Genomic DNA, 23,097 nt, shown 5'->3' on the forward strand with positions numbered 1-23,097 from the left:
GCCGGGTCCAGCGCCGGGTCCGGGCGGCTCGCAGAGACGGACCCCGACATGGAGACAGGCGCCCCCGCCGCGGCCGGGAACCCCCTGCTCGGCATGGTGATCGCGACGCTGGCCGCGGTGCTGTTCGCGGTCGGTGCCGTCCTCCAGCACGAGGCCGCGGAGCTGAGCACCACGGACCGCGGCCTCAGCCTGCGCCGGCTGCTGCGGCGCCGCCGGTGGATGATCGGGCAGTTCGCCACCGTGCTCGGGACCGGGGCGCAGGTGGCGGCGCTGGGGGTCGCGCCCGTGGCGGTCGTCCAGCCGACCCTGGCCGTCACGCTGGTGTTCGGGCTGGGTCTGCGCGCGGTCCGGACGCGGCAGGTCCCGGTGCGGCAGGAGCTCCTGGGCGTCGCGCTGACCACCGGCGGGCTGGCGGTCTTCCTCCTCGCGGCGCGCCCGGCCGGGGCGCACGAGCCGCCGCAGCCGTCGGTGCTGGCGATCGTGCTGACCGTCGCCCTCTCGGTCCTCCTGGTCGCGGCGGCGACCCTGGTCGGGCACGGGCCCCACGGGGCGCTCGCCTGCGGCAGCGCGGCCGGCATCGCGGCCGGGGTCGCCGCCGTCCTCATCTCGGTCGGCATCCACGGCCTGCGGGAGGACGGCTGGGCCCACGCGCTGGCCGGCATGACGGTCTGGGGGGCGGCGGTCGTGGCGGGGGTGGCGATCCTGGCGGGGCAGCAGGCGTACGCCCGCGGCTCCCTGGCCTGGTCGCTGCCGGCGGTCATCCTGCTCGACCCGCTGGCGGCGGTGCCCGCGGCCCGGCTGCTGCTGGACGAGCGGCTGGCTCCGGGGCGGGTCGCGATCTGGCTGCCCGCCGCCCTGGTCGCGGCGGTCGGGGTGGTCCTGCTCGCCCGCACCGGCGCGGCGCCGGCGGCCGAGGAACAGCCCGGCCGCACCGCCTGACCGGCGCCCGGGACCCGCTCGGCGCCGGCTCAGCGCCGGTGGTCGCGCCGGGAGCCCTGCCGGGCGCCCCGCGGGGGGCGCTGCCGGCCGCTCCCCGGGGCGGCGGCCCGGCGACGGCGCCGCCGGCGGTCGACGAGACCGGCGACGACCAGGAGCACCGGCAGGACCAGGCCCCACACCAGCCAGCCGTTCATCGACGTCTCCCCGCGCTCGGCCACCGGTCGCCGGGCGCCACCCCGGCGCCGGCCGGCCTGCGCCGCGGCCACCGGCCGCGCCCCACCCGGCAGGGACGAGCGCGCCACCGCCCGGGGGGCGTCCGGGACGGTGCCCCGGCGCCTCGTCCCGGCCGGATGAGGCTGCCCGGAGCGGGCGCGCGCAGGCTGCCGGGATGGCGACCGAGCGCGCAGCGACGGCCGCTGCCGGGCCGGGGGAGCAATCGGCTGCTGCCCCTCCTGCTGGCGACGGCGGTGTCCGCCGGGCCCGGCACACGACGAGGACCCGGGGGTCGCCGATGGACACCGAGGAGGCGCCGCCCGGTCCCGACCGGCCGGCGGCGGGCAGGCAGCGGTTCGACCCCTCGGCCGCCCTGCGGACGGCGCAGCTGCGGGGGGAGACCCTCGACCAGGTCCTGGACCGCAACCTCAACGAGCTGCTCCAGGAGCTGCGGGTCGCCTTCACCGGCGTCCAGATCCTCTTCGCGTTCCTGCTGGCCCTGGCCTTCGCCCAGCGCTTCGGCGAGGTCGACGGGTTCGGGATCACCGTCTACACGATCGCACTGCTCACCACCGCGTCGGCCACGATGCTGCTGCTGGCACCGGTCTCGTTCCACCGCATCGTCTTCCGGCGCGGGCAGAAGGCGGCCCTGGTCGCGGTGGCCGACCGGATGCTGTCCCTGGGCATCGCGCTGCTCGTGCCCGCCGTCAGCAGCTCGGTGCTGCTGGTCATGGACGTCGTCCTCGGGCGGTGGCAGGCGATCGTCTGCAGCGCCGTGACGGCCCTGACCGGCCTGGTGTCGTGGTACGTGCTGCCGCTGAGCATCCGCCGCTCCGAGCACGGCCGGCACCTGGGGTACCGGCCCGAGGGGCCACCGGGGGAGGGCGCCGGGTGAGGCCCGGGCCGGACGTCCGGCCCGGCACGGGCCCGGGTGCCGGCACCTGACCCCGCCCGGCGAGCACCGTGCACCGCGGCGAGCCCCGGGCCGCGGCGTCAGGCGCCGCGGCGGTGCAGCATGCCGAGGGCGTCGTCCACCGAGACCCGGCGGTAGGTCTCGCGGGCCTGCCCCTCGGGGCCGACGGTCGCCCGCCGGACCCGCCCCGCGGCGAGCCGGACCTCCGCGGGCGGTCCGTCCGTGCGGGGCATCTTGAGGACGCCGTCGGCAGGCCTGGTCACGTTGTCGCGCAGCCGCTGCACGAGCCGGTCCTGCAGGTCCTTCGTGCCGTCGGGGTCCACGATGACCGAGGTGTTCTCCTCCACCACCGGGGAGACCCCGGTGATCTCGACGTCCGCGCCCGGCACCCGCCCCGTCGGCGAGTAGGCGAACACCGACAGCAGCGTGTTCAGCGCCTGGCCCGGCTCCTGCAGGTGGTGGCGGGACTCCTCGACCGGCCCGTCGACGACCGCGAGCCGGGTGATCCCCCGGTCGTTGACCGCCTCGAGGATCAGCGCCGGGTCGTCGGGCACCACGACCTCCTTGCGCGGCGGGAAGCAGTCGAACTGGGCGTGCGTGCCCTGGAACTCGCCGACGTGGAAGGTGTAGATCTCGGGATAGGCCAGCCCCACGCGCGTCGGGTCGGTCGTGAAGTGCGCGACGACGGCCAGCTGGATGAGCAGGGACGCGCCGATCCCGCCGATCGGGCTGTCCACCACGATCCCGAACCGGTCGCGCTGCCCCCATCCCGGGAAGACGTCGTGCAGCGTGGCCGGGGCCCCGTCGACGGTGGGCGCGAACATCTCCTCGCGCAGCTGGTAACCGGTGTGCATGCCGGACACCTTCGCCGGGCTCCCCGCCTCGCCGGACGGTCGGAGCGCCCCCTGGCACCGTCCCGGAACCGGAGGGCACCGGCCCGCAATCGGCCGGCCGTCGCCCGTTGTGACCCTTCGGAGGGCCGGGGAACGGGGTCGACCGCCTCCCCCCGGCCGTCCGCGCCGGCGCCCGCCCGACTGCGGGCGGGCCTCCCACCGGCCCCCTGGAACGAGAGGACCTCGGCCCCATGAGCACGACGAGCACGCTCGGTCGCACGGATCGGGACGACCTGCTGGAGCGGGCCCGGAAGGTGGCCCCGCTGGTCCGCGCGGCCGCCGACGACGTGGACGCCAACGGCGGCCTCACCGACGAGGTGGTCGCCGCGCTCGGCGAGAGCGGGCTGTTCTGGCTGGGTCTGCCCGCCGAGCTCGGCGGCGGCGACGGCACGCTCGTGGACGTGGTCCGCGTCATCGAGGAGGTGGCGGCCGCCGACCCCTCCACCGGGTGGAGCCTCATGGTCAACATGGACCTGACCGGGTTCGTCGTGGCGCACTGCCCCGAGGAGGCGCTGGCCGACCTGTTCGCCGACGGCCGGCCGATCCTCGCCGGCTCCCTCGCCCGCGTCGGTGGCGGCGCGCTCACGCAGGAGGACGGCGGCTGGCGACTGACCGGCGAGTACCAGTTCGCCTCCGGCAGCGCGTACGCCACCTGGTTCCTCGCCAGCGCCGCGACGGAGGACGGCACGCCGAAGTCGGTGCTGGTGCCGCGGTCGCACGTCGAGCAGCGGGGGAACTGGGACGTCCTCGGGCTGCGCGGCACCGGCAGCCAGAACCTGCGGATCTCGGACTACGTCGCCGGCCCGGAGCGGGTCCTCGACCCGCTCGGCCCCCACCTGCGCGGGCCCTCGATGCAGCGGATGTCGATCATGCACGCGGGGCCGATCTACCACGGCGGCATCGCGCTGGGCGTCGGCCGGCGGGCGTTCGAGCTGCTGCACGCCACGGTGGAGCTCGAGGCGGCCAGGCCGGGGAGGACGCCGCTGACCGAGCAGTCGCACTTCATGGTCGAGTTCACCCGGCAGGAGGCCGCCCACCGCGCCGCGCGCGCCTACTGCCTGGAGCTCGCCGCGGAGGCGCAGGCGGTCGTCGACCGCGACGGGGAGGTCACCGACCTGCTGGTCGCCCGCCTGCACCAGGCGACCGCGCACGCGACCGGGGTCGCCCGGGACGCCGTGGAGCTCGCCTACTCCTGGTCCGGCACCCGTGCGCTGCGCGAGCCCAACCCCCTGGCCAAGCTGCTGCGCGACGTCCACGGCGTCACCCAGCACATGATCGTCGGCCCCGGGGTCGTGCTGGAGGCCTCCGGGCCGATCCTGGCGTCGTACGCCGCCGTCTGACCCGTGCCCGCGGCCGGCCCCGACGGCCGGCCGCGGCGCCGCGGCGGACCGACGGGTGCGGGGGCTTGTCCGCCGCCGCCCCGCCCGGCAGGGTGTGACGCACACCACCACCCGACGCCGGCCGAGCGCGGAGGTCACCGTGGGAGCAGCCCGGGACACCACCCCTGCACCGGCGCCGCGCGCCGCCGACCGGGTGCGCAACGTCGCCCTCGTCGGCCATGCCGGCGCCGGCAAGACCACCCTCGCCGAGGCACTCCTCGTCGCGGCCGGCGCCCTGACCCGCGCCGGCCGCGTCGAGGACGGCACCACGTGCCTGGACAGCGAGGAGGTCGAGGTCCGCCTGCAGCGCTCGGTCGGCCTGGGCGTCGCCACCGTCGAGCACGACGGCTGCCGGGTCACCCTGCTGGACACCCCCGGCTCCCCGGACTCGGTGGGGGAGCTGCGGGCCGGGCTCCGGGCGGCCGACGCGGCCCTGTTCGTGGTCTCCGCCGCCGGCGCCGTCGACGCCGCCACCGTCGCGCTGTGGGAGGAGTGCGCCGCGGTCGGGCTGCCCCGCGCCGTCGTCCTCACCCAGCTGGACCGCTCCCGCGCCGACGTCGACGACACCGTGCGCGCCTGCCAGGCGATGCTGGGGGAGGGGGTGTACCCGCTGCACCTGGTGCGCCGCGGTGCCGACGGCGGGGTCGCCGGGCTGGTCTCCCTGCTCGAGCCGCACCCGGAGGCGACCGGGGTCGCCGAGGCCGACCGGCTGCGCGCCGAGCTGATCGAGGCGGTGATCGGCGAGAGCGAGGACGAGACGCTGATGGACCGCTACCTCGCCGGCGAGGAGCTCGTCGTCGCCGACCTCGTGGCCGACCTGGAGACCGCCGTGGCCCGCGGGTCCTTCCACCCGGTGCTGTGCGTCGCGCCGCTGACCGGCGTCGGCGTGCCCGAGCTGCTGGACCTGCTGGTCAGCGCGTTCCCCTCCCCGGCCGAGCACGGCTGCCCGCCGGTCACCCGCCCCGACGGCCGGCCCGCACCCGCCCTGGACTGCGACCCCGACGGGCCGCTCGTCGCGGAGGTCGTGAAGACGACGACGGACCCCTACCTCGGCCGCGTCTCGCTGGTCCGCGTCTTCTCCGGCACGCTGCGCCCCGACACCCCGGTGCACGTCTCCGGCCACGGCCTCGCCGACCGCGGCCACCCCGACCACGACGTCGACGAGCGCATCGGCGCGCTGTCCAGCCCGCTGGGCACCGCGCTGCGGCCGGTCCCCGCCTGCCCCGCCGGCGACGTGTGCGCCGTCGCCCGCCTGACGTCGGCCGAGACCGGGGACACGCTGTCCGCCCCGGAGGACCCGTACCTGATGGCGCCGTGGGAGCTGCCGGTGCCGCAGCTGCCGGTCGCGGTCGAGGCGGCCTCCCGCAGCGACGAGGACCGGCTGGCCACGGCCCTGTCGCGCCTCGCCGCCGAGGACGTGACCGTCCGCGTCGAGCGTCGTCCCGACACCGGCCAGCTGCTGCTGTGGTGCGTGGGGGAGGGGCACGCGGAGGTCCTGCTCGACCGGCTGCGCACCCGGCACGGCGTCGCCGTCACCGCCGTGCCGGTCCGGGTGCCGCTGGTGGAGACCCTCGCCGGGCCCGCGCGGGTCACCGGCCGGCTGGTCAAGCAGTCCGGCGGGCACGGCCAGTACGCCGTCGTGGTGGTCGACGTCGAACCCGGCCCGCCCGGCTCGGGGATCGTGTTCGAGCAGCGCATCGTCGGGGGCACCGTGCCCGGACAGTTCCACGCCAGCGTCGAGAAGGGCGTGCGCACCCAGGCGGCCCGGGGGATCGACGGCGACCGGCCGCTGGTCGACGTCCGCGTCACCCTGGTCGACGGGAAGGCCCACTCGGTCGACTCCTCCGACGCCTCCTTCCAGGCCGCCGGGGCGCTCGCGCTGCGCGAGGCGGCCGCCGCGGCCGGCACCCGCGTCCTGGAGCCCTGGTGCGAGGTGGCGGTCGCCGTGCCGGGCGAGTACGTGGGCGCGGTGATGAGCGACCTGTCGGCCCGGCGGGCCCGGGTGACCGGCACCGAGGCCGACCCCCACCGGGACCGGACGACGGTGCGCGCCGAGGTGCCGGAGGTCTCGCTGCTCACCTACGCCGGGGCGCTGCGCTCGGTCTCCCACGGCACCGGCTCCTTCACCCGCGCGCCGCTGGGTCACGAGCCCGCGCCGGCCAACGTGGTCGCCTCCGCCCCGGTGGGGGTGCCGGCGTAGCCCCGGTGCCCGCCCGCCGGCGCGCGCCGGCCGGCCCGCGTGGCGCCCCGTGCCGGGCCGGGCGCGGGGGACACTAGCCTCGGGGTACGGAGTTCCGGGCCCGGTGTCCGGAGGGTGCGCGGTCGGGTGGGGGGATCGGTGACGTCGTCGAGCGGGTCGCCCGTGCCCGTGTCCCGGCCCGTGCCGCCGGCCGGCCCCGGGGTCGCGGTGCCCGACCGGGTGACCGACCGCAACGAGCTGCCCGAGCGGGTCTGGACCCTGCCCAACGCCCTGTCGGTGCTGCGGCTGCTCGGCGTGCCGCTGTTCCTCTGGCTGCTGCTCGGCCCGCAGGCCGACGGCTGGGCCGTCGTCGTGCTCATGCTCTCCGGCGTCACCGACTGGGCCGACGGCGCGCTCGCCCGGGAGCTGGGCCAGTACAGCCGGCTCGGGGCCCTGCTGGACCCCGCCGCCGACCGGCTCTACATCGTCGCCACGCTCGTCGCGTTCGTCCTGCGCGACGTCGTGCCGCTGTGGGTGGTCGCCGTGCTGGTCGGCCGGGAGGTCGTGCTCGGCGTGATGCTGCTGGTGCTGCGCCGGTACGGCTACCCGCCGCTGCAGGTGCACTACCTGGGCAAGGCCGCGACCTTCATCCTGCTCTACGCCTTCCCGCTGCTGCTGCTGGCCGACGGGGAGGGCACCCTCGCCGCGGTGTGCCAGCCGGTCGCCTGGGCGCTGACCATCTGGGGTGGCGCCCTCTACGTCCTCGCCGGGCTGTTCTACGTCGTGCAGGTCCTCGGCCTGGTCGCCGCCGAGCGGCGGGCGGCGTGACCGCGCCCCCCGGGGGAGGCACGGCGGCGCCCGCGCGCGGGGGCGGGCTGCGCTCGGCGGGCGCCTCCCTGCTCGACCAGGTGCTGGCCGAGACCCTCGACCCCGCCTACCCGCAGGCCGCGCGCGCCCGGGAGGGCCGTCCCGACCCCGGACCGGCGCGCCGCGCCCGGGGCCGGCTGGCCGTCGCGCTGGTGATGGTCGCCGCCGGGGTGCTGGCGGCGGTCACCTACCACCAGACGGCCGCCGGGGCCGAGGGCCGCCAGGAGATCCGGAACGCGCTGATCGCCGACATCGACGACGCCCAGCAGGTGACCGACGGCCTGGTGACGGACCTGGAGCAGGCCCGCGCCGACGTCGCGACCGCCCGCGAGGACGCCCTGGCCGCCTCCGACGAGGGCCAGCAGGTGCTCGACGACCTCGACGCGGCCGAGCGGATGGCCGGCACCGTGCCCGTCACCGGGCCCGGGCTGCTGGTCACCCTCGCCGACGCCGAGCCCGACGCCGAGGACGACCCGGTCGGCGGTGACGCCGAGGCCGACCCGCGGGGGCGCATCCGCGACGACGACATCCAGGTCGTGGTCAACGCGCTGTGGGCCGCCGGCGCGGAGGCGGTCAGCGTCAACGGCCAGCGGCTGGCCCCCACGACGGCGATCCGCTTCGCCGGCGAGGCCGTGCTGGTCGACTTCCGCCCGGTGACCAACCCCTACGAGATCAGCGCGATCGGCCCGGAGACGCTGCGCTCGCGCTTCCTCACCGTGCCCGAGGTGATCGCGCTGGCGAGCACCTCGGCGTCGTTCGGGCTGCGGTTCGACTTCGCCGAGCGGGACCAGTTGACCCTGCCCGTCGGGCGCACGCCGGGCCTCCGCTGGGCCACCCCCGTACCCGCCGGCGGCGACCCCGGCGGCGCGCCGCCCCCCGGCGGGACGGCCCCGTCGTCCGTCCCCGGTGCCACCGACCCCGGCGGCACCCCCGCCCCGACCCCCGGAGGCTGACCCGTGGTCCCCGTCCTCGGGCTCGCCGTCGGCGTCGTCCTCGGCCTCGTGCTCGACCCGACCGTCCCGTTGTGGCTGCAGCCCTACCTGCCGATCGCCGTCGTCGCCGCGCTCGACGCGGTCTTCGGCGGCGTCCGGGCCCGCCTCGACGGCGTGTTCGACGCGAAGGTGTTCGTCGTCTCCTTCGTCTCCAACGTCGTCGTCGCGGCCCTGATCGTCTTCCTCGGCGACCAGCTCGGCGTCGGGGCGCAGCTGTCCACCGCGGTCGTCGTCGTCCTCGGCATCCGGATCTTCGGCAACGCCGCGGCCATCCGCCGGCACGTGTTCCGGGCATGAGCGACGACCCGCGCCCCGAGGCGGTGCCCGAGGAGCCGGGCGGGACCGCGCCCGCCGGGGACGCGCCGGTCGCCGCCAACGCGGCCGCGGGGGAGGGCGCGCCGGCGCCCCGCCCCCGGCGCCGCCGCGACCCGATGGCCGCCGCGCTCATCGGCGTCCTCACGCTGCTGCTCGGCTTCGCCTTCGCCGTGCAGGTGCGGGCCAACGACGAGGACCAGGCGCTGGCCGGGGCGCGCGAGGAGGACCTCGTCCGCATCCTCGACGAGCTCGAGGCCGAGGAGCAGCGGCTGCGCGGCCAGCTGGCCGACCAGCGCGGTGCCCTGCGCGAGCTCAACGACTCCGACAGCCAGGCGGCCGCGGCCCTCGAGGAGGCCCAGCAGCGCGCCGACGCCCTGGCGATCCTCAACGGCACCGTCGCCGCCGAGGGGGCCGGGCTGCGAATGACCATCCGCGACCCCGACGGCGAGGTCCGCGTGGCCGACCTGCTGGGCGCGATCCAGGAGCTGCGGGGCGCCGGCGCCGAGACCATGCAGGTGGACGGCGTCCGCATCGGCGCCAGCTCCGCCGTCACCGGGGACCCGGGCGACCTGCGGGTCGACGGGGAGCCGATCAGCACCCCGTACGAGATCGTGGTCATCGGCTCCCCGCAGGACCTGGAGACGGCGATGAACATCCCCGGCGGCGTCGTCGACACGGTCAACCGGCGCGGCGGCAGCGTCGTCATCGCCCAGTCCGACCGGGTCCTGGTGGACGCGTTGCGGCCGCTGGAGACGCCTCAATACGCTGAACCCGACGACTGACGGACCACCCCCTCCTCCCGCCGCCGCGCCCCGCGCGGCGCGGGCCGGCGGAGGGGGCCGCACCCCTGGGGAGCCCTGCCGCATGAGCGTGCCCGACGACCGCCGCTACACCGACCAGCACGAGTGGACGCTCGTGCGGGACGGCGAGGACGGCGCCGTCGTCCGCGTGGGCATCACCGACCACGCCCAGGACGCGCTCGGGGACATCGTGTTCGTCCAGCTCCCCGAGGTCGGCACCGAGCTGGCCGCCGGCGACCCCATGGGCGAGGTGGAGTCCACCAAGTCCGTCTCCGACGTGTACGCGCCGGTGGCCGGCGTCGTCGTCGCCGTGAACGGCGCGCTGGACGCCACGCCCGAGACCGTCAACGCCGACCCCTACGGCGAGGGCTGGCTGGTCGAGCTGCGTCCCCGGGACGCCGGCGACCCCACCGGGGCCCTGCTCGACGCCCCCGCGTACCAGGCGCTGGTCGACGCGGGCTGACCCGCCGGCGGCGCGCCGGGGACGGCCCGCACCTCGCCTGCGCGGGTCCCTGCCGCCGCTCACTATGCTCGTCCGCACGACCGGTGCCCCGGGCCTCCCGGGGCGCGGATCGCGACCCTGGACCTCCGGTTGACCCTCGGGTCCACCGCTGGTTCCATGACCAACGGCCCGCCGTGCCCCGCACGGCGGCCGACCCACGACGGCACCGACCGGACCGTCGTCCGCCGGCCGCCCGCGGCCAACTCCCCAGGACCGCGGCGGTGCCCCCTGCACCGGAGGAGACAGACGTGCACTGCACTCGTTGTGGACACAACAACCCCGAGGGCAGTCGCTTCTGCGCGCAGTGCGGCTCGGCCCTCGCGCCCGAGCGCATCGGCGAGTCGACCAGCGTGATCCCCAAGGTGGGCGGGGAGGACTCCGGCGAGGTCGCGGAGGTCGCCGCCGAGACCGCGGCCGACGCGCACGCCGGTGCGGTGGAGTCGCTGCCCGCGGGGTCGGCCCTGCTGGTCGTCAAGCGTGGCCCCAACGCCGGCAGCCGCTTCCTGCTCGACCAGGACGTGACGACGGCCGGGCGCCACCCCGACAGCGACATCTTCCTCGACGACGTCACCGTCAGCCGCCGGCACGTCGAGTTCCACCGCGAGGGCGGCGGCTTCTCCGTGCACGACGTCGGCAGCCTCAACGGCACCTACGTCAACCGCGAGCCGGTCGACGTCGCCACCCTGGCCGGCGGCGACGAGGTGCAGATCGGCAAGTTCCGGCTGGTCTACCTCACGGGCCCGCGGACCGGCGAGCCCGCCGCCCGCTGAGCCGGTGCCCGGAGCGCGAGCACGCGCGTCCGGGGACGGCGCCGACGAGCACACCCCCCGGTTCACCATCGGGGAGGTGCTGAGCGTCCTCCGCGACGACTTCCCCGACGTGACGATCAGCAAGATCCGTTACCTCGAGTCCGAGGACCTGGTGCACCCGGAGCGGACGCCGTCGGGGTACCGCAAGTTCTCCCCGGCCGACGTCGCGCGGCTGCGGTACGTGCTGGCCGCGCAGCGCGACCACTACCTGCCGCTGCGGGTCATCAAGGAGCACCTGGAGGCGCTCGACCGCGGCCTGCCCCTGCCGGGGGCCGGCGGCCCGGCCGCGGAGGCGGCCGAGGCGGCCCGCGCCGCGGCCGACGCCGCCCAGGGCGACGGGGCGCTGCCGGCGGCGGTCTTCGCGGAGGCCGCCGGGATGGAGCTGGACCAGCTCGCCGACTGCGTGCAGTTCGGCCTGCTGACCACCGACGCCGACGGCCGGCACCCCGCCGCCGACCTGCCGGTGGCGCGGGCGGCCGCGGCGCTGGCCCGGCACGGCCTGGAACCCCGCCACCTGCGGGTCTACCGCACCGGCGCGGAGCGCGAGGCGGACCTGGTCGAACAGCTGGTCACGCCGGTGCTGCGGGCCCGGTCCGAGGACGCGCGGGCCCGGGCCACGGAGAAGCTGCGGGAGCTCGCGGGCCTGTCCGCGCAGCTGCACACCGCGCTGCTGGAGGCGCGACTCCGGGACCTCCTGCGCTCCTAGGGCGGGCGTAACGTGGACGCCACCGGGATCCCCGGGGCGCGGCCGGGTCACGCCGACCGAGCGTCGTCCCCGGGGCCGCCGTCCAGCCGCACCGCCGCACCCTGAGGAGCCTCCGTGCAGGAACTGCGTGTCGTCGGGGTCCGGGTCGAGCTGCCCGGCAACCAGCCGATCCTGCTGCTGAAGGAGACGCAGGGGGAGCGGTACCTCCCCATCTGGATCGGGGCGGTCGAGGCCGCCGCGATCGCCTTCGAGCAGCAGGGCGTGCGGCCCGCCCGGCCGATGACCCACGACCTGCTGCGGGACGTGGTGCGGGCCCTGGGGGCGACCCTGGAGGCGGTCAACATCACCGAGATGCGCGACGGCATCTACATCGCCGAGCTGGTCCTCGGGGAGGACCGCGTGGTGAGCGCCCGCCCGTCCGACGCGGTGGCCCTGGCCGTCCGCACCGGCGCACCGATCTTCGGCGCGGAGTCGCTGCTCGACGAGGTCGGGATCGAGATCCCCGACGAGCAGGAGGACGAGGTGGAGAAGTTCCGCGAGTTCCTCGACCAGATCTCGCCGGAGGACTTCGGCGCGGGCTCCGGCTCGGGCGGCTGAGCCGCCCGGGGCCGGTGGGACCCCACCGGTCACCGCCGTCCCGTCCGTCACATCCGTCCCGCGACGGCTTGAGTCCCGCGGCCCGCGCGCCGATACCCTCCGTTCGGGTCACGCCCCGGCGACACGCCGCCGCGCTCAGTTGACCGACCCCTGGGCCCGGCTTACGTTGCTGGAACAACACCGGTGGAACACCCGCGGGCCAGGGGTGGGGCACCGGGGTCGCGCCCCGACCGGGGGCGGGACACGGAGGAGGGACGCCGACGTGAGCGACCAGAGCAACGGCTCCCAGGGTCAGCTCTTCAGTGACGCCGCCGTCGGTGCGCCCTCGTACGACGAGGTGGACACCGACCTCGTCGGCTACCGCGGCCCGACCGCGTGCGCCGCCGCCGGCATCACCTACCGCCAGCTCGACTACTGGGCCCGTACCGGCCTGGTCGCCCCCTCGGTGCGCAGCGCCACCGGCTCGGGCACGCAGCGGCTGTACTCCTTCCGCGACATCCTGGTGCTCAAGGTCGTCAAGCGGCTGCTGGACACCGGCGTCTCCCTGCAGAACATCCGCAAGGCCGTGGACCACCTGCGCAACCGCGGGATCAAGGACCTGGCCAACGTCACGCTCTTCTCCGACGGCGCCACCGTGTACGAGTGCACCTCCGCCGAGGAGGTCGTCGACCTGCTCGCCGGCGGGCAGGGCGTGTTCGGCATCGCGGTGTCCGGCGCGCTGCGCGAGCTGTCCGGCGAGCTCGCCGAGCTCCCGGCCGAGCGCCTCGACGGCGCCCCGGTGCACGCCGCCGACGACGAGCTGGCCGCCCGCCGCCGTCGCCGCGCCGCCGGCTGACCCGGGACCGACCCCCGGCCGACCCCCGCCCCCGGGCGCCCGTCGTGCCCGCGCACGGTGGGGGAGGACGCCGTCGCGCGCTGGTAGCGTCGTGGCAATGGCGGACGCTGCCCGAAGCCCCCTCCCGAGCCCCCTCCCGTCGCTGCGTTCCCTGAGCCCGGCAGGCTCCTTCGCGGCCCGGCACATCGGGCCCCGCCCGGCCGAGACCGCGCAGATGCTGGCCGCGGTGGGCCACGACTCGCTGCGGTCCCTGGTCGACGCGACCGTGCCCGAGTCGGTGCGCGACCGGCGCCCCCTGGACCTCCCGGCCGCCGAGGACGAGAGCGCCGTGCTGGCCGCGCTGCGCGAGCGGGCCGCCGCCAACGAGGTCGTCACCTCGATGATCGGCCTGGGCTACTCCGGCACGGTGACCCCCGCGGTCATCCAGCGCGTCATCCTGGAGAACCCGGCCTGGTACACCGCCTACACCCCCTACCAGCCCGAGATCAGCCAGGGCCGGCTCGAGGCGCTGCTGAACTTCCAGACGATGGTCGCCGACCTCACCGGCCTGCCGGTGGCCGGCGCCTCGATGCTCGACGAGGCCACGGCCGCCGCCGAGGCGATGACGCTGGTCCGGCGCGCCGGCCGCGCGAGGCCGGACACCGTGTTCGTGGTCGACGCCGACACGCTGCCCCAGACCCTCGCCGTGCTGCGGACCCGGGCCGAGCCGCTGGGCATCCGGCTGCACGTCGCCGACCTGTCGGCCGGCTGGCCGACCGACCTGCCGGAGGCGGGGGCGTTCGGCGTCCTGCTGTCCCTGCCCGGCGCCGGCGGCGCGGTCCGCGACCACCGCGCGCTCGCCGCGGCCGCGCACGAGGCCGGCGCCGCCGTCGTCGTCGCCGCCGACCTGCTGGCGCTGACGCTGCTGGAGGCGCCGGGGGAGTGGGGCGCCGACGTCGCCTGCGGCAGCAGCCAGCGCTTCGGTGTCCCGATGGGCTTCGGCGGCCCGCACGCCGGCTACCTGTCCGTGCGCGAGGGCCTGGCCCGCCAGCTGCCCGGCCGGCTGGTCGGGGTCTCGGTGGACGCCGACGGGGACGTCGCCTACCGGCTGGCGCTGCAGACCCGCGAGCAGCACATCCGCCGCGAGAAGGCGACCAGCAACATCTGCACCGCGCAGGTGCTGCTCGCCGTGATGGCCGGCGCGTACGCCGTCTACCACGGCCCCGAGGGGCTGACCGCGATCGCGGCCCGGGTGCACCGCAGCGCGGTCGCGCTCGCCGGCCGGCTGCGCGCCGGCGGCCTGCGCGTCGTGCACGAGCAGTTCTTCGACACCGTCACCGTCGCCGTCCCCGGCCGGGCCGGCGAGGTGGTGCGCGCCGCCGCGCAGCGGCGGGTCAACCTGCGCCTGGTGGACCCCGACACCGTGGCCGTCGCCTGCGACGAGACCACCACGCCGGCGGTGCTGGCGCTGGTGGCCGAGGCGTTCGGGGTGCCGGCCGACGAGGCGGCGTTCCTGGACGACGACGGGCCGGACGCGCTGCCGGAGCCGCTGCGCCGCCGGACCCCGTTCCTCACCCACCCGGTCTTCTCCGCGCACCGCTCCGAGACCGCCCTGCTGCGGTACCTGCGCTCGCTCAGCGACAAGGACCTCGCGCTGGACCGCACGATGATCCCGCTGGGCTCGTGCACCATGAAGCTCAACTCGGCCGTCGAGATGGCCGCGATCACCTGGCCCGGGTTCGCCGGCATCCACCCCTTCGCGCCGGCCGAGCAGACCCGCGGCTACCGGCAGCTGATCGACGAGCTGTGCACCGGCCTGGCCGAGATCACCGGGTACGCCGCGGTCAGCGTGCAGCCCAACGCCGGCTCGCAGGGCGAGTTCGCCGGGCTCCTGGCGATCCGCGAGTACCACCGCTCGCGGGGGGAGCAGCACCGCGACGTCTGCCTCATCCCCAGCTCCGCGCACGGCACCAACGCCGCGAGCGCGGTCATGGCCGGCATGCGCGTGGTCGTCGTGGCCTGCGACGAGGCCGGCAACGTCGACCTCGCGGACCTGCGCGCCAAGGTGGACCAGCACGCCGAGCGGCTGGCCGCGATCATGATCACCTATCCGTCGACGCACGGGGTGTTCGAGACCGAGGTGCGCGACATCTGCGCCGCGGTGCACGACGCGGGCGGCCAGGTCTACGTCGACGGTGCGAACCTCAACGCGATGGTCGGCCTCGCCCGGCCCGGCCGCTTCGGCTCCGACGTCAGCCACCTGAACCTGCACAAGACGTTCTGCATCCCGCACGGCGGCGGCGGGCCCGGCGTCGGCCCGATCGGCGTGGCCGAGCACCTGGTGCCGTTCCTGCCCGGGCACCCGCTGGTCGACACCGGCGGGCGGGGCCCGGCGGTGTCGGCGGCGCCGTGGGGGTCGGCGGGCATCCTGCCGATCTCGTGGGCCTACCTGCGGCTGATGGGCCCCGACGGCCTGCAGCGGGCGACCGAGCACGCCATCCTCGGCGCCAACTACCTCGCCGCCCGGCTGCGCGAGCACTTCCCGGTGCTCTACACCGGCCGCGACGGGCTCGTCGCCCACGAGTGCATCCTCGACATCCGGCCGCTCACCAAGGCCACCGGGATCACCAACGACGACATCGCCAAGCGGCTGGTCGACTTCGGGTTCCACGCCCCGACGATGAGCTTCCCCGTCGCCGGGACGCTCATGGTCGAGCCGACCGAGAGCGAGGACAAGGCCGAGCTCGACCGGTTCGTCGACGCGATGGTCGCCATCCGCGCGGAGATCGAGAAGGTCGCCACCGGCGAGTACGACCGCGCGGACAACCCGCTGCGCAACGCGCCGCACACGCTGGCGATGCTGGCGGGGGAGTGGGACCGGCCCTACCCGCGGGCGGCGGCGGTGTACCCGGTGCCGGGGCTCGCCGGGCGCGGCTACCTCAGCCCGGTGCGCCGGATCGACCAGGCCCACGGCGACCGCAACCTGGTCTGCTCCTGCCCGCCGCCGGAGGCCTTCGCCGACGCCGACGGCGCGCAGGACCCGGACGGCCGCGTGCCGGCACGCGCCGAGGGCGCGCCCGACGACCTGGGCACCACCGCGGACGTCGTCGGCGCCGGTCGCGGGTGAGCCTCCCCGTCCCCGCCGCCCGGCGGGGACGGGACTCGGGCCCGGCGTCGCGGGAACGTGGGGGGACGGCGCGCTCCGGCGCCGGGACCCGCGACCACCGCACGGCACCGCCGTGTGACGTGCCCTCCGGCCGCGCCTCGCTGCCGGACCGGGTGGTGACCCGTCGGTGGCTCAGGCGGTGGCGAGGACCGGCACGAAGTCGCGGTGGTGGGCGACGGCGCGGCCGTCGGGGAGCAGCTCCCCGTCGTCGTCGAACAGGACGACGCCGTTGCACAGCAGACTCCACCCCTGCTCGGGGTGGCTGCTCACCACCGCGGCGAGGTCACGGGCGTCGCTGGTGGCGTCGGGGCAGGGGGATACGTGGTGGCACATCGGAGCACTCCCGATCGGCGGCCGCGGAAGGCCAGTGGTGACGTTTCGTGTCCGGTCGGTGACCGGACAACGTCGAGTGTGCGCCGGGTCACGTCCGGCTGTCAGGTGTCCGACCGACGGAGTCACCCCTCCGGGTCGTCGAGACCTGACATGGCGCGCCACGCCCCCGTCGGCGGACCATGCGCCGACCGGCCGAACTGTCGACCGTTATCCCCAACAATGTCGCGGCCGGAGGCCGCCGGGCGCGCGCCGAGGGGGAGGAGCGCCGACCGCGGTCAGATCTTGCGCAGCAGGACCCGCCGCACCGAGTGGTCGGCGGCCTTCTGCAGCACGGCCCGCGCCCGGGACCGCGTCGGGACGATGTTCTCCCGCAGGTTCGGCAGGTTGACCGACCGCCAGATCTCCAGCGCCGTCTGCCGCGCCTGCTCGTCGCTGAGGTCGGCGAAACGGTGGAAGTAGGCGCCGGTGTCGGCGAACGCCGTCCGCCGCAGCGCCAGGAAGCGCTCGACGTACCACTGCTGGATGTCGGCCTCGGCGGCGTCGACGTAGACGGAGAAGTCGAAGAAGTCCGAGAGGAACACCTCCGGGGCCCGGCCGTCGGTCCGCCGGCCGGCCTGCAGCACGTTCAACCCCTCGAGCACGAGGATGTCCGGCCGGTCGACCTCCTGGGTGGCGCCCGGCACGACGTCGTAGGACTGGTGGGAGTACAGCGGCGCGCTCACCCGCCCGCGGCCGCTCTTGACGTCGGCGAGGAAGCGCAGGAGCGCCCGCCGGTCGTAGCTCTCCGGGAAGCCCTTGCGCCCGAGCAGCCCGCGCGCCTCCAGGTCGGCGTTGGACAGCAGGAAGCCGTCGGTGGTCACGAGGTCCACGCGCGGGGAGTCCGGTCCCGCCGCGAGCAGCGTCTGCAGCAGTCGGGCGGTCGTGCTCTTGCCGACGGCGACGCTGCCGGCCACGGCCACGACGTAGGGGACCTTCGCGCTGGTGTCGCCGAGGAAGCGGTTCTGTGCGGCCCACAGGCGGCGGCCGGCCTCGACGTGCAACCGCAGCAGCCCGGCCAGGGGCAGGTAGACGGTGGCGACCTCGTCGAGGTCGATCCGGTCGCCGAGGCTCTTGAGGGCCGCCAGCTCGCCCTCGTCGAGGGGGAGCGCCGACCCGGCGGCCAGCGCCCGCCAGGAGTCGCGGTCGAACGCCGCGTAGGGCGAGATCGCCCGCGTTGCTGCCGTCACGCCGCACATGGTGCCGTCCGCCCCGGCGCGGCCCGCGCGCCGGGTCACCCGACCGGGGGTGCGGCCACCGCCCGGCGGGCCGGGCCGGGGGCCCGCGGGGACCCCGGCGTCTACTGTCGGCGCGTGTCGAACTCCGGGCTGCTCGACTGCATCGAGCGGTACCACGCCGCCGCCCCGCTGCCGGACGGGCGGATCGAGACCGTGGGCGGCCTCGACGTCCCCGTCGTGACGCCGACGTGGCCCCACCCGGCCCGGCCGCGCCCGGGTGCGGCCGTCACCGTGGAGGACGTGCGCGGGGCCGTCGCACTGCAGCAGGCCGCGGGGCTGCCCGTCGCCCTGGAGTGGATCTGGGAGCGCTCCACCGGGACCTCCGCCGCCGCCCGTGGCGCCGGGCTGCGGGTGGACCACCTGCCGCTGCTGGTCCTCGACACCCCGCTGGAGCTCCTCCTGCCGCACGGGGTGCGGCTGTACCTCGTGGGGGCCGAGGACCCCCAGCTGCCGCGGTACCAGCGCCTGGTCGAGCTGGCCTTCGCCACCCCCCGGGGCGCCGACGGCGGCGCCGGCTCGGTGGAGGAGGAGGTCGAGGCGGGCCCGCGCACCGAGGTCCTGCGCGAGCGGATCGCCACCGGGCGGACGGTGATGATGGTGGCGGTGGAGGACGGCGAGCCGGTCGCGGTCGGCTCGCACCAGCCGCTGCAGGTCGACGGCCGCGAGCTCAGCGAGGTCACCGGCGTGGCCACCCTGCCCCGGCTGCGGGGGCGCGGTCTCGGGGCGGGCCTGGCCTCGGCGCTGGCCGCGCACGCCCGCGAGACCGCGGACCTGGTGTTCCTCACCGCCGGCGACGACGACGTCGCCCGGGTCTACGAGCGCGTCGGCTTCGCCTGGGTCGGCACGACGGGCGTGGCCGACCTCCCCTGAGGGCTACCGCTGCTCGTGGGTGACCACCAGGGTGGCCCGGGCCAGCGTGTGACCGAAGAGGTTGAACCCGTGGAAGGCCGGGGAGGCGTCGGCGGGCACCCCCATGTCCTCGGTGTCGAGGGCGTGCACCACGACGAGGTAGCGGTGCGGCCCGTGCCCGGCCGGGGGAGCGGCGCCGACGTACCCGGCGAACCCCGCGTCGTTGCGCAGCTGGACGGCGCCCTCGGGCAGGCCCGAGCCGTCCCGGCTGCCCGCGCCCGACGGCAGCGACGTCACCGAGGCGGGGATCGCGGTGACCAGCCAGTGCCAGAAGCCGCTCGCGGTGGGCGCGTCCGGGTCGTAGACGGTGACGGCGTAGCCGCGGGTCCCCTCGGGGGCGCCCGACCACGACAGCTGGGGGGAGCGGTCCTCGCCGCCGGCGCCCATGACGCCGCTGACCTGCGGCAGGGGCATGGCCCCGCCGTCGCGCAGCTCGGTGCTCGTCACCTCGAACGACGGGACGGGCGGCAGGAAGTCGTAGGGGCTGGGCGGCACCGGGCGTTCGGCCATGGCGGTCCTCTCCTCGCAGGTGGGGTGGGGCGTCCCGCCCGACCCTGTCCCGCCCGACCCTAGGGAGACCCGGGCGGGCGCGCCCCTCGTCCCCCGGTCGTGCGGCTCGGCGCGCTGACCGGCAGGGGGCGCCGGTAGCGTCGCAGCGTGCTCGGACTCCCGGACGGCATCAGGGCCTGCCTCTTCGACATGGACGGCGTCCTGACCAGGACCGCCACGGTGCACATGGCCGCGTGGAAGCGCACGTTCGACGAGTTCCTGCGCGGCCGCGACCCGCAGGCGGTCGAGTTCAGCCAGGACGACTACAACCGCTTCGTCGACGGCAAGCCCCGCGCCGACGGCGTCCGTGACTTCCTCGCCAGCCGCGGCGTGACGCTGCCCGAGGGCTCGCCCGACGACGGCCCCGACACCCCGACGGTGCACGGGGTCGGCGCCCGCAAGAACGTGCTGCTGCTGCGCGAGCTCGACGAGCACGGGGTCGAGGTGTACCCCGGGTCGATGCGCTTCCTCGAGGCCGCCCGCGCCGCCGGGTTGGCGACCGCGGTGGTGACGGCGTCGGCCAACGGCGAGCAGGTCGTCGGCGCCGGCGGGTTCGGGCACCTGGTCGACGCGCGGGTCGACGGCGTCGTCGCCGCGCGCGAGGGCCTGCGCGGCAAGCCGGCGCCGGACACCTTCCTGGCGGGCGCGCGGGCGCTGGGGGTGGAGCCCGCGCAGGCCGTCGTCTTCGAGGACGCGCTGGCCGGCGTCGCCGCGGGCCGGGCGGGTGGGTTCGGGTACGTCGTCGGGGTGGACCGGGTCGGCCAGGCCGACGCGCTGCGCGAGCACGGCGCCGACGTCGTCGTCGACGACCTCGCCGACCTGCTCGGCGCGCAGGCGGGGGAGGAGCGGGCGTGACCGAGGGACGCGCGACCTTCCCGGTCGAGCCGTGGGCGCTGACCGAGATCGGCCTGGACCACGCCTCGCTGGGCACCCACGAGTCGGTGTTCGCCCTGGCCAACGGGCACATCGGGATGCGTGGCTCGTTCGAGGAGGGCGAGCCGGTCGTCGTCCCGGGCACCTATCTGAACGGCTTCTTCGAGGAGCGGCCGCTGCCGTACGCCGAGGCCGGCTACGGGTTCCCGGAGCAGGGGCAGACGGTCGTCAACGTCACCGACGGCAAGCTCATCCGGCTGCTGGTCGGGGACACCCCGCTCGACCTGGACTACGGGCAGGTCGTCGAGCACCGCCGCACCCTGGACCTGCGCCGCGGCGTGCTGCGCCGCAGCACGGAGTGGCGCTCGCCGGCCGGCCGCACGGTCACGGTGACCAGCACCCGGCTGGTGTCGCTGAGCCGCCGCTCGATCGCGGCGATCGAGTACTCCGTCGAGTGCAACGACGGCCGGGGCGACCTCTACGTCGCGCTGCAGTCGGACCTGCTGGCCAACGAGCCCGTCGACAGCGGGATGGAGGCCGACGACCCGCGGGCGGCCGCGGCGCTGCGCCGCCCCCTGGTCAGCGAGCTGGCCGTCGGCCGGGGGCAGCGCGCCGTCCTGGTGCACCGCACGGCCCGCAGCGGCCTGCGGCTGGCCGCCGGCATGGACCACGTCGTCGACGTCCCCGACACCGCCACCGAGGACATGGAGACCGGCGAGGACCTCGCCCGCTTCACCCTCGCCGCGCGGCTGCCGCAGGGCCGCGGTCTGAAGCTGGTCAAGTACCTGGCCTACGGCTGGTCCTCGCGGCGCTCGGCCCCGGCGCTGCGCGACCAGGTCGAGGGCGCGCTGGCGACGGCGAAGCTGGCCGGTTTCCAGCGGCTGCTCAGCGAGCAGCGGTCGGTCCTGGAGGAGTTCTGGGCGCAGGCCGACGTCGAGCTCGAGGGCGACGACGAGCTGCAGCAGGCGGTCCGCGTCGGCCTCTTCCACGTGCTGCAGGCGGGCCTGCGTGCCGAGCGCCAGCCCATCCCGGCCAAGGGGCTGACCGGCCCGGGCTACGACGGGCACACGTTCTGGGACACCGAGACCTACGTGCTGCCGGTGCTCACCTACACGGCCCCGCACGCCGCCCGCGACGCGCTGCGCTGGCGGCACTCCACGCTGGACCTCGCCCGCGCCCGCGCCCAGGAGCTCGGCCGCCGCGGGGCGGCGTTCCCGTGGCGCACCATCCGCGGCGAGGAGACCTCCGGCTACTGGCCGGCCGGGACGGCGGCCTTCCACATCAACGCCGACATCGCCGACGCCGTGGTCCGCTACTGGCACGCCACCGGGGACGACGAGTTCGACCGGGACTTCGGCGCCGAGCTGCTGGTGGAGACGGCCCGCCTGTGGGCCTCGCTGGGGCACTTCGACAGCGAGGACGGCTTCCGCATCGACGGGGTCACCGGCCCCGACGAGTACACGGCCGTCGTGGACAACAACGTCTACACCAACCTGATGGCGCAGCGGAACCTGCGCGAGGCGGCCAAGGCGGTGGCCCGGCAGCCGGACGTCGCCGGCCGCCTGCAGGTCACCGACGAGGAGGTCGCCTGCTGGGAGCGGGCCGCGCGCCTGATGCGGGTGCCGTTCGACAGCCGGCTGGGCGTGCACATGCAGTCCGACGCCTTCACCCACCACGAGGAGTGGGACTTCGAGAGCACCCCGGCGTCCTGCTACCCGCTGCTGCTGCACTACCCGTACTTCGAGATCTACCGCAAGCAGGTGATCAAGCAGGCCGACCTGGTGATGGCGCTGCACCTGCGCGGTGACGCCTTCACGCCGGAGGAGAAGGCCGCGGACTTCGCGTACTACGAGGCGCGGACGGTGCGCGACTCCTCGCTGTCGGCGGCGCAGCAGGCAGTCGTCGCCGCCGAGACCGGCCACCTGGAGCTCGCCTACGACTACTGGGCCGAGGCCACCCTCACCGACCTGCAGAACCTGCACGGCAACTCCGGGCACGGCCTGCACATCGCCTCGATGGCCGGCGGCTGGACCGTCGCCGTCGCCGGGTTCGGCGGGATGCGCGACCACGACGGGCGGCTGCTGTTCGCCCCCCGGCTGCCGCCCCGGCTGACGCGGCTGCGGTTCCGGGTCGTCTACCAGAGCCGCGTCCTCGAGGTGGAGATCGGCACCCGGCAGGCCACCTACCGGCTCGTCGAGGGAGAACCGCTCGACGTCCACCACCACGGGCGGCGGACGACGGTCGACGGCGAGGTCACCCTCGACATCCCGCCCGCCCCGGAGGTCTCGCCGGTGCGCCAGCCGCACGGAGCCGCCCCGCGCCGCCGCGCCCGCGGGTAGCGCGCGGCCGGGCGCGGCTCAGCCGAGCAGCCACCAGCCGCCCAGCGCCAGGCAGCCGAGGTCCACGGCGAGCAGCACGCCCACCCACAGCAGCGCCGGCAGCCCGGTGAGCCGGGCGAGCTGGTCGGCGTCGGAGTCGCGGGCGCCGCGCCGCCGGGCCCGCTGCAGCTCGACGACGGCCTTGGGCGCGGCCAGCAGCAGGAACCAGGTCAGCCCCGCAGCGAACACCGCCTGACCGGCGGGCGGCAGCCACCACGTCGCGGCGAACACCGCGGCGCCGGTGACCAGCACCGACCACAGCCCGTACCAGTTGCGGATCTGCACCAGCAGCAGCACCAGCAGCGCGAGCAGCGCCCACAGCAGCCCGACCGCGTGCCCGCCGGCCAGCAGGGCGGCGGCGCCGAGGCCGAAGAGGGCCGGGCCGGTGTAGCCGGCGGCGCAGGTGGCGACCATCCCGGGCCCGGTCGGCCGCCCCGCGGAGACGGTCAGCCCGGAGGTGTCCGAGTGCAGCCGGATGCCGGCCAGCCGCCGACCGGCCGCGAGGGCGGCCAGGCCGTGGGCGCCCTCATGGGCGATGGTCACCACGCCGCGGGCGGGCCGCCACAGGGCGGGGGAGAGGACGACGAGCAGCGCTGCCGCCGCGGCGGCGAGCAGCCACGACACCGGCAGCGCGTCCACCGGGGTGGTGACCCGGGCCCAGAACCGGCCGAGGGCGTCCACGGTCGGCTCCTCCCTG

23 protein-coding genes are annotated in these 23,097 nt (G+C 76.4%); 17 read left to right on the forward strand and 6 right to left on the reverse strand.

Features of this window, described 5'->3' with window-relative positions; translation table 11 throughout:
* Positions 1 to 48 precede the first annotated feature (48 nt).
* A complete protein-coding gene (locus ACI781_RS09910) occupies positions 49 to 939 on the forward strand; it encodes a DMT family transporter (protein ID WP_456565924.1) in 891 nt (296 codons plus the stop codon).
* 29 nt (positions 940 to 968) lie between these two features.
* Here the strand turns inward: ACI781_RS09910 and ACI781_RS09915 are convergent, their stop codons facing one another.
* Positions 969 to 1,241 carry an LPXTG cell wall anchor domain-containing protein gene (locus ACI781_RS09915; protein ID WP_456565925.1) on the reverse strand — a complete coding sequence of 91 codons (273 nt, stop codon included), beginning with the start codon at positions 1,239 to 1,241 and terminating at the stop codon, positions 969 to 971.
* Positions 1,242 to 1,450: 209 nt separating this feature from the next.
* Here ACI781_RS09915 and ACI781_RS09920 point away from each other — a divergent pair, with 209 nt between their 5' ends.
* On the forward strand, positions 1,451 to 2,047 hold the full coding sequence (locus tag ACI781_RS09920; RefSeq protein ID WP_456565926.1) for a DUF6328 family protein: 597 nt from the start codon (positions 1,451 to 1,453) through the stop codon (positions 2,045 to 2,047).
* A gap of 98 nt (positions 2,048 to 2,145) precedes the next feature.
* On the opposite strand, the gene ACI781_RS09925 is transcribed toward ACI781_RS09920, so the two are convergent.
* Positions 2,146 to 2,919 (reverse strand): hypothetical protein, encoded by a 774-nt coding sequence (locus tag ACI781_RS09925; protein WP_456565927.1) that lies wholly within the window; start codon positions 2,917 to 2,919, stop codon positions 2,146 to 2,148.
* 230 nt (positions 2,920 to 3,149) lie between these two features.
* Between ACI781_RS09925 and ACI781_RS09930 the strand changes: the two genes are divergently transcribed.
* The 12 genes from ACI781_RS09930 (at position 3,150) to gcvP (ending at position 16,045) form a co-directional block, all read left to right on the forward strand.
* On the forward strand, positions 3,150 to 4,298 hold the full coding sequence (locus tag ACI781_RS09930) for an acyl-CoA dehydrogenase family protein (protein ID WP_456565928.1): 1,149 nt from the start codon (positions 3,150 to 3,152) through the stop codon (positions 4,296 to 4,298).
* A gap of 139 nt (positions 4,299 to 4,437) precedes the next feature.
* Positions 4,438 to 6,537, forward strand: a complete 2,100-nt coding sequence (locus ACI781_RS09935; RefSeq protein WP_456565929.1) for an elongation factor G-like protein EF-G2 — start codon at positions 4,438 to 4,440, stop codon at positions 6,535 to 6,537.
* 168 nt (positions 6,538 to 6,705) lie between these two features.
* Positions 6,706 to 7,344 (forward strand): CDP-alcohol phosphatidyltransferase family protein, encoded by a 639-nt coding sequence (locus tag ACI781_RS09940; protein WP_456565930.1) that lies wholly within the window; start codon positions 6,706 to 6,708, stop codon positions 7,342 to 7,344.
* Positions 7,341 to 8,336 (forward strand): DUF881 domain-containing protein, encoded by a 996-nt coding sequence (locus ACI781_RS09945; protein WP_456565931.1) that lies wholly within the window; start codon positions 7,341 to 7,343, stop codon positions 8,334 to 8,336. Before ACI781_RS09940 ends, ACI781_RS09945 begins: the two co-directional genes overlap by 4 nt.
* Before the next feature lie 3 nt (positions 8,337 to 8,339).
* Positions 8,340 to 8,672: a small basic family protein gene (locus tag ACI781_RS09950; RefSeq protein WP_456565932.1), complete on the forward strand. Its 333-nt coding sequence runs from the start codon at positions 8,340 to 8,342 to the stop codon at positions 8,670 to 8,672.
* A complete protein-coding gene (locus ACI781_RS09955; RefSeq protein WP_456565933.1) occupies positions 8,669 to 9,472 on the forward strand; it encodes a DUF881 domain-containing protein in 804 nt (267 codons plus the stop codon). The genes ACI781_RS09950 and ACI781_RS09955 overlap by 4 nt, the downstream gene beginning before the upstream one ends.
* Before the next feature lie 82 nt (positions 9,473 to 9,554).
* Positions 9,555 to 9,953, forward strand: a complete 399-nt coding sequence (gcvH, locus tag ACI781_RS09960) for a glycine cleavage system protein GcvH (protein ID WP_456565934.1) — start codon at positions 9,555 to 9,557, stop codon at positions 9,951 to 9,953.
* Between the two features lie 287 nt (positions 9,954 to 10,240).
* The gene (odhI, locus tag ACI781_RS09965; protein WP_456565935.1) at positions 10,241 to 10,762 is read left to right on the forward strand and encodes an oxoglutarate dehydrogenase inhibitor Odhl; all 522 of its coding nucleotides are present in this window, start codon (positions 10,241 to 10,243) and stop codon (positions 10,760 to 10,762) included.
* Between the two features lie 76 nt (positions 10,763 to 10,838).
* Complete coding sequence (gene ftsR / locus ACI781_RS09970) at positions 10,839 to 11,507, forward strand: transcriptional regulator FtsR (protein WP_456565936.1); 669 nt, start codon at positions 10,839 to 10,841, stop codon at positions 11,505 to 11,507.
* A gap of 114 nt (positions 11,508 to 11,621) precedes the next feature.
* Positions 11,622 to 12,104, forward strand: coding sequence for a bifunctional nuclease family protein (locus ACI781_RS09975; RefSeq protein ID WP_091942755.1), 483 nt, complete (start codon positions 11,622 to 11,624; stop codon positions 12,102 to 12,104).
* Positions 12,105 to 12,366: 262 nt separating this feature from the next.
* Positions 12,367 to 12,939: a MerR family transcriptional regulator gene (locus ACI781_RS09980; RefSeq protein ID WP_456565937.1), complete on the forward strand. Its 573-nt coding sequence runs from the start codon at positions 12,367 to 12,369 to the stop codon at positions 12,937 to 12,939.
* 97 nt (positions 12,940 to 13,036) lie between these two features.
* The gene (gene gcvP / locus ACI781_RS09985; RefSeq protein ID WP_456565938.1) at positions 13,037 to 16,045 is read left to right on the forward strand and encodes an aminomethyl-transferring glycine dehydrogenase; all 3,009 of its coding nucleotides are present in this window, start codon (positions 13,037 to 13,039) and stop codon (positions 16,043 to 16,045) included.
* 171 nt (positions 16,046 to 16,216) lie between these two features.
* On the opposite strand, the gene ACI781_RS09990 is transcribed toward gcvP, so the two are convergent.
* The gene (locus tag ACI781_RS09990) at positions 16,217 to 16,417 is read right to left on the reverse strand and encodes a DUF5999 family protein (protein WP_456565939.1); all 201 of its coding nucleotides are present in this window, start codon (positions 16,415 to 16,417) and stop codon (positions 16,217 to 16,219) included.
* Positions 16,418 to 16,692: 275 nt separating this feature from the next.
* Positions 16,693 to 17,652 carry a type I pantothenate kinase gene (coaA, locus tag ACI781_RS09995; protein ID WP_456566030.1) on the reverse strand — a complete coding sequence of 320 codons (960 nt, stop codon included), beginning with the start codon at positions 17,650 to 17,652 and terminating at the stop codon, positions 16,693 to 16,695.
* Between the two features lie 114 nt (positions 17,653 to 17,766).
* On the opposite strand from coaA, the gene ACI781_RS10000 reads away from it, so the two are divergent.
* Positions 17,767 to 18,561 (forward strand): GNAT family N-acetyltransferase, encoded by a 795-nt coding sequence (locus ACI781_RS10000; RefSeq protein ID WP_456565940.1) that lies wholly within the window; start codon positions 17,767 to 17,769, stop codon positions 18,559 to 18,561.
* Between the two features lie 3 nt (positions 18,562 to 18,564).
* Here ACI781_RS10000 and ACI781_RS10005 read toward each other — a convergent pair whose 3' ends face one another.
* Positions 18,565 to 19,110 (reverse strand): YbhB/YbcL family Raf kinase inhibitor-like protein, encoded by a 546-nt coding sequence (locus tag ACI781_RS10005; protein ID WP_456565941.1) that lies wholly within the window; start codon positions 19,108 to 19,110, stop codon positions 18,565 to 18,567.
* Positions 19,111 to 19,257: 147 nt separating this feature from the next.
* Between ACI781_RS10005 and ACI781_RS10010 the strand changes: the two genes are divergently transcribed.
* Positions 19,258 to 20,004: a beta-phosphoglucomutase family hydrolase gene (locus ACI781_RS10010; protein WP_456565942.1), complete on the forward strand. Its 747-nt coding sequence runs from the start codon at positions 19,258 to 19,260 to the stop codon at positions 20,002 to 20,004.
* Positions 20,001 to 22,361: a glycoside hydrolase family 65 protein gene (locus ACI781_RS10015; RefSeq protein ID WP_456565943.1), complete on the forward strand. Its 2,361-nt coding sequence runs from the start codon at positions 20,001 to 20,003 to the stop codon at positions 22,359 to 22,361. Before ACI781_RS10010 ends, ACI781_RS10015 begins: the two co-directional genes overlap by 4 nt.
* An 18-nt stretch (positions 22,362 to 22,379) precedes the next feature.
* Here ACI781_RS10015 and ACI781_RS10020 read toward each other — a convergent pair whose 3' ends face one another.
* Positions 22,380 to 23,081, reverse strand: a complete 702-nt coding sequence (locus tag ACI781_RS10020; protein WP_456565944.1) for a M50 family metallopeptidase — start codon at positions 23,079 to 23,081, stop codon at positions 22,380 to 22,382.
* Positions 23,082 to 23,097: the final 16 nt, after the last annotated feature.

Source organism: Blastococcus sp. SYSU D00695 (genome assembly GCF_054050555.1).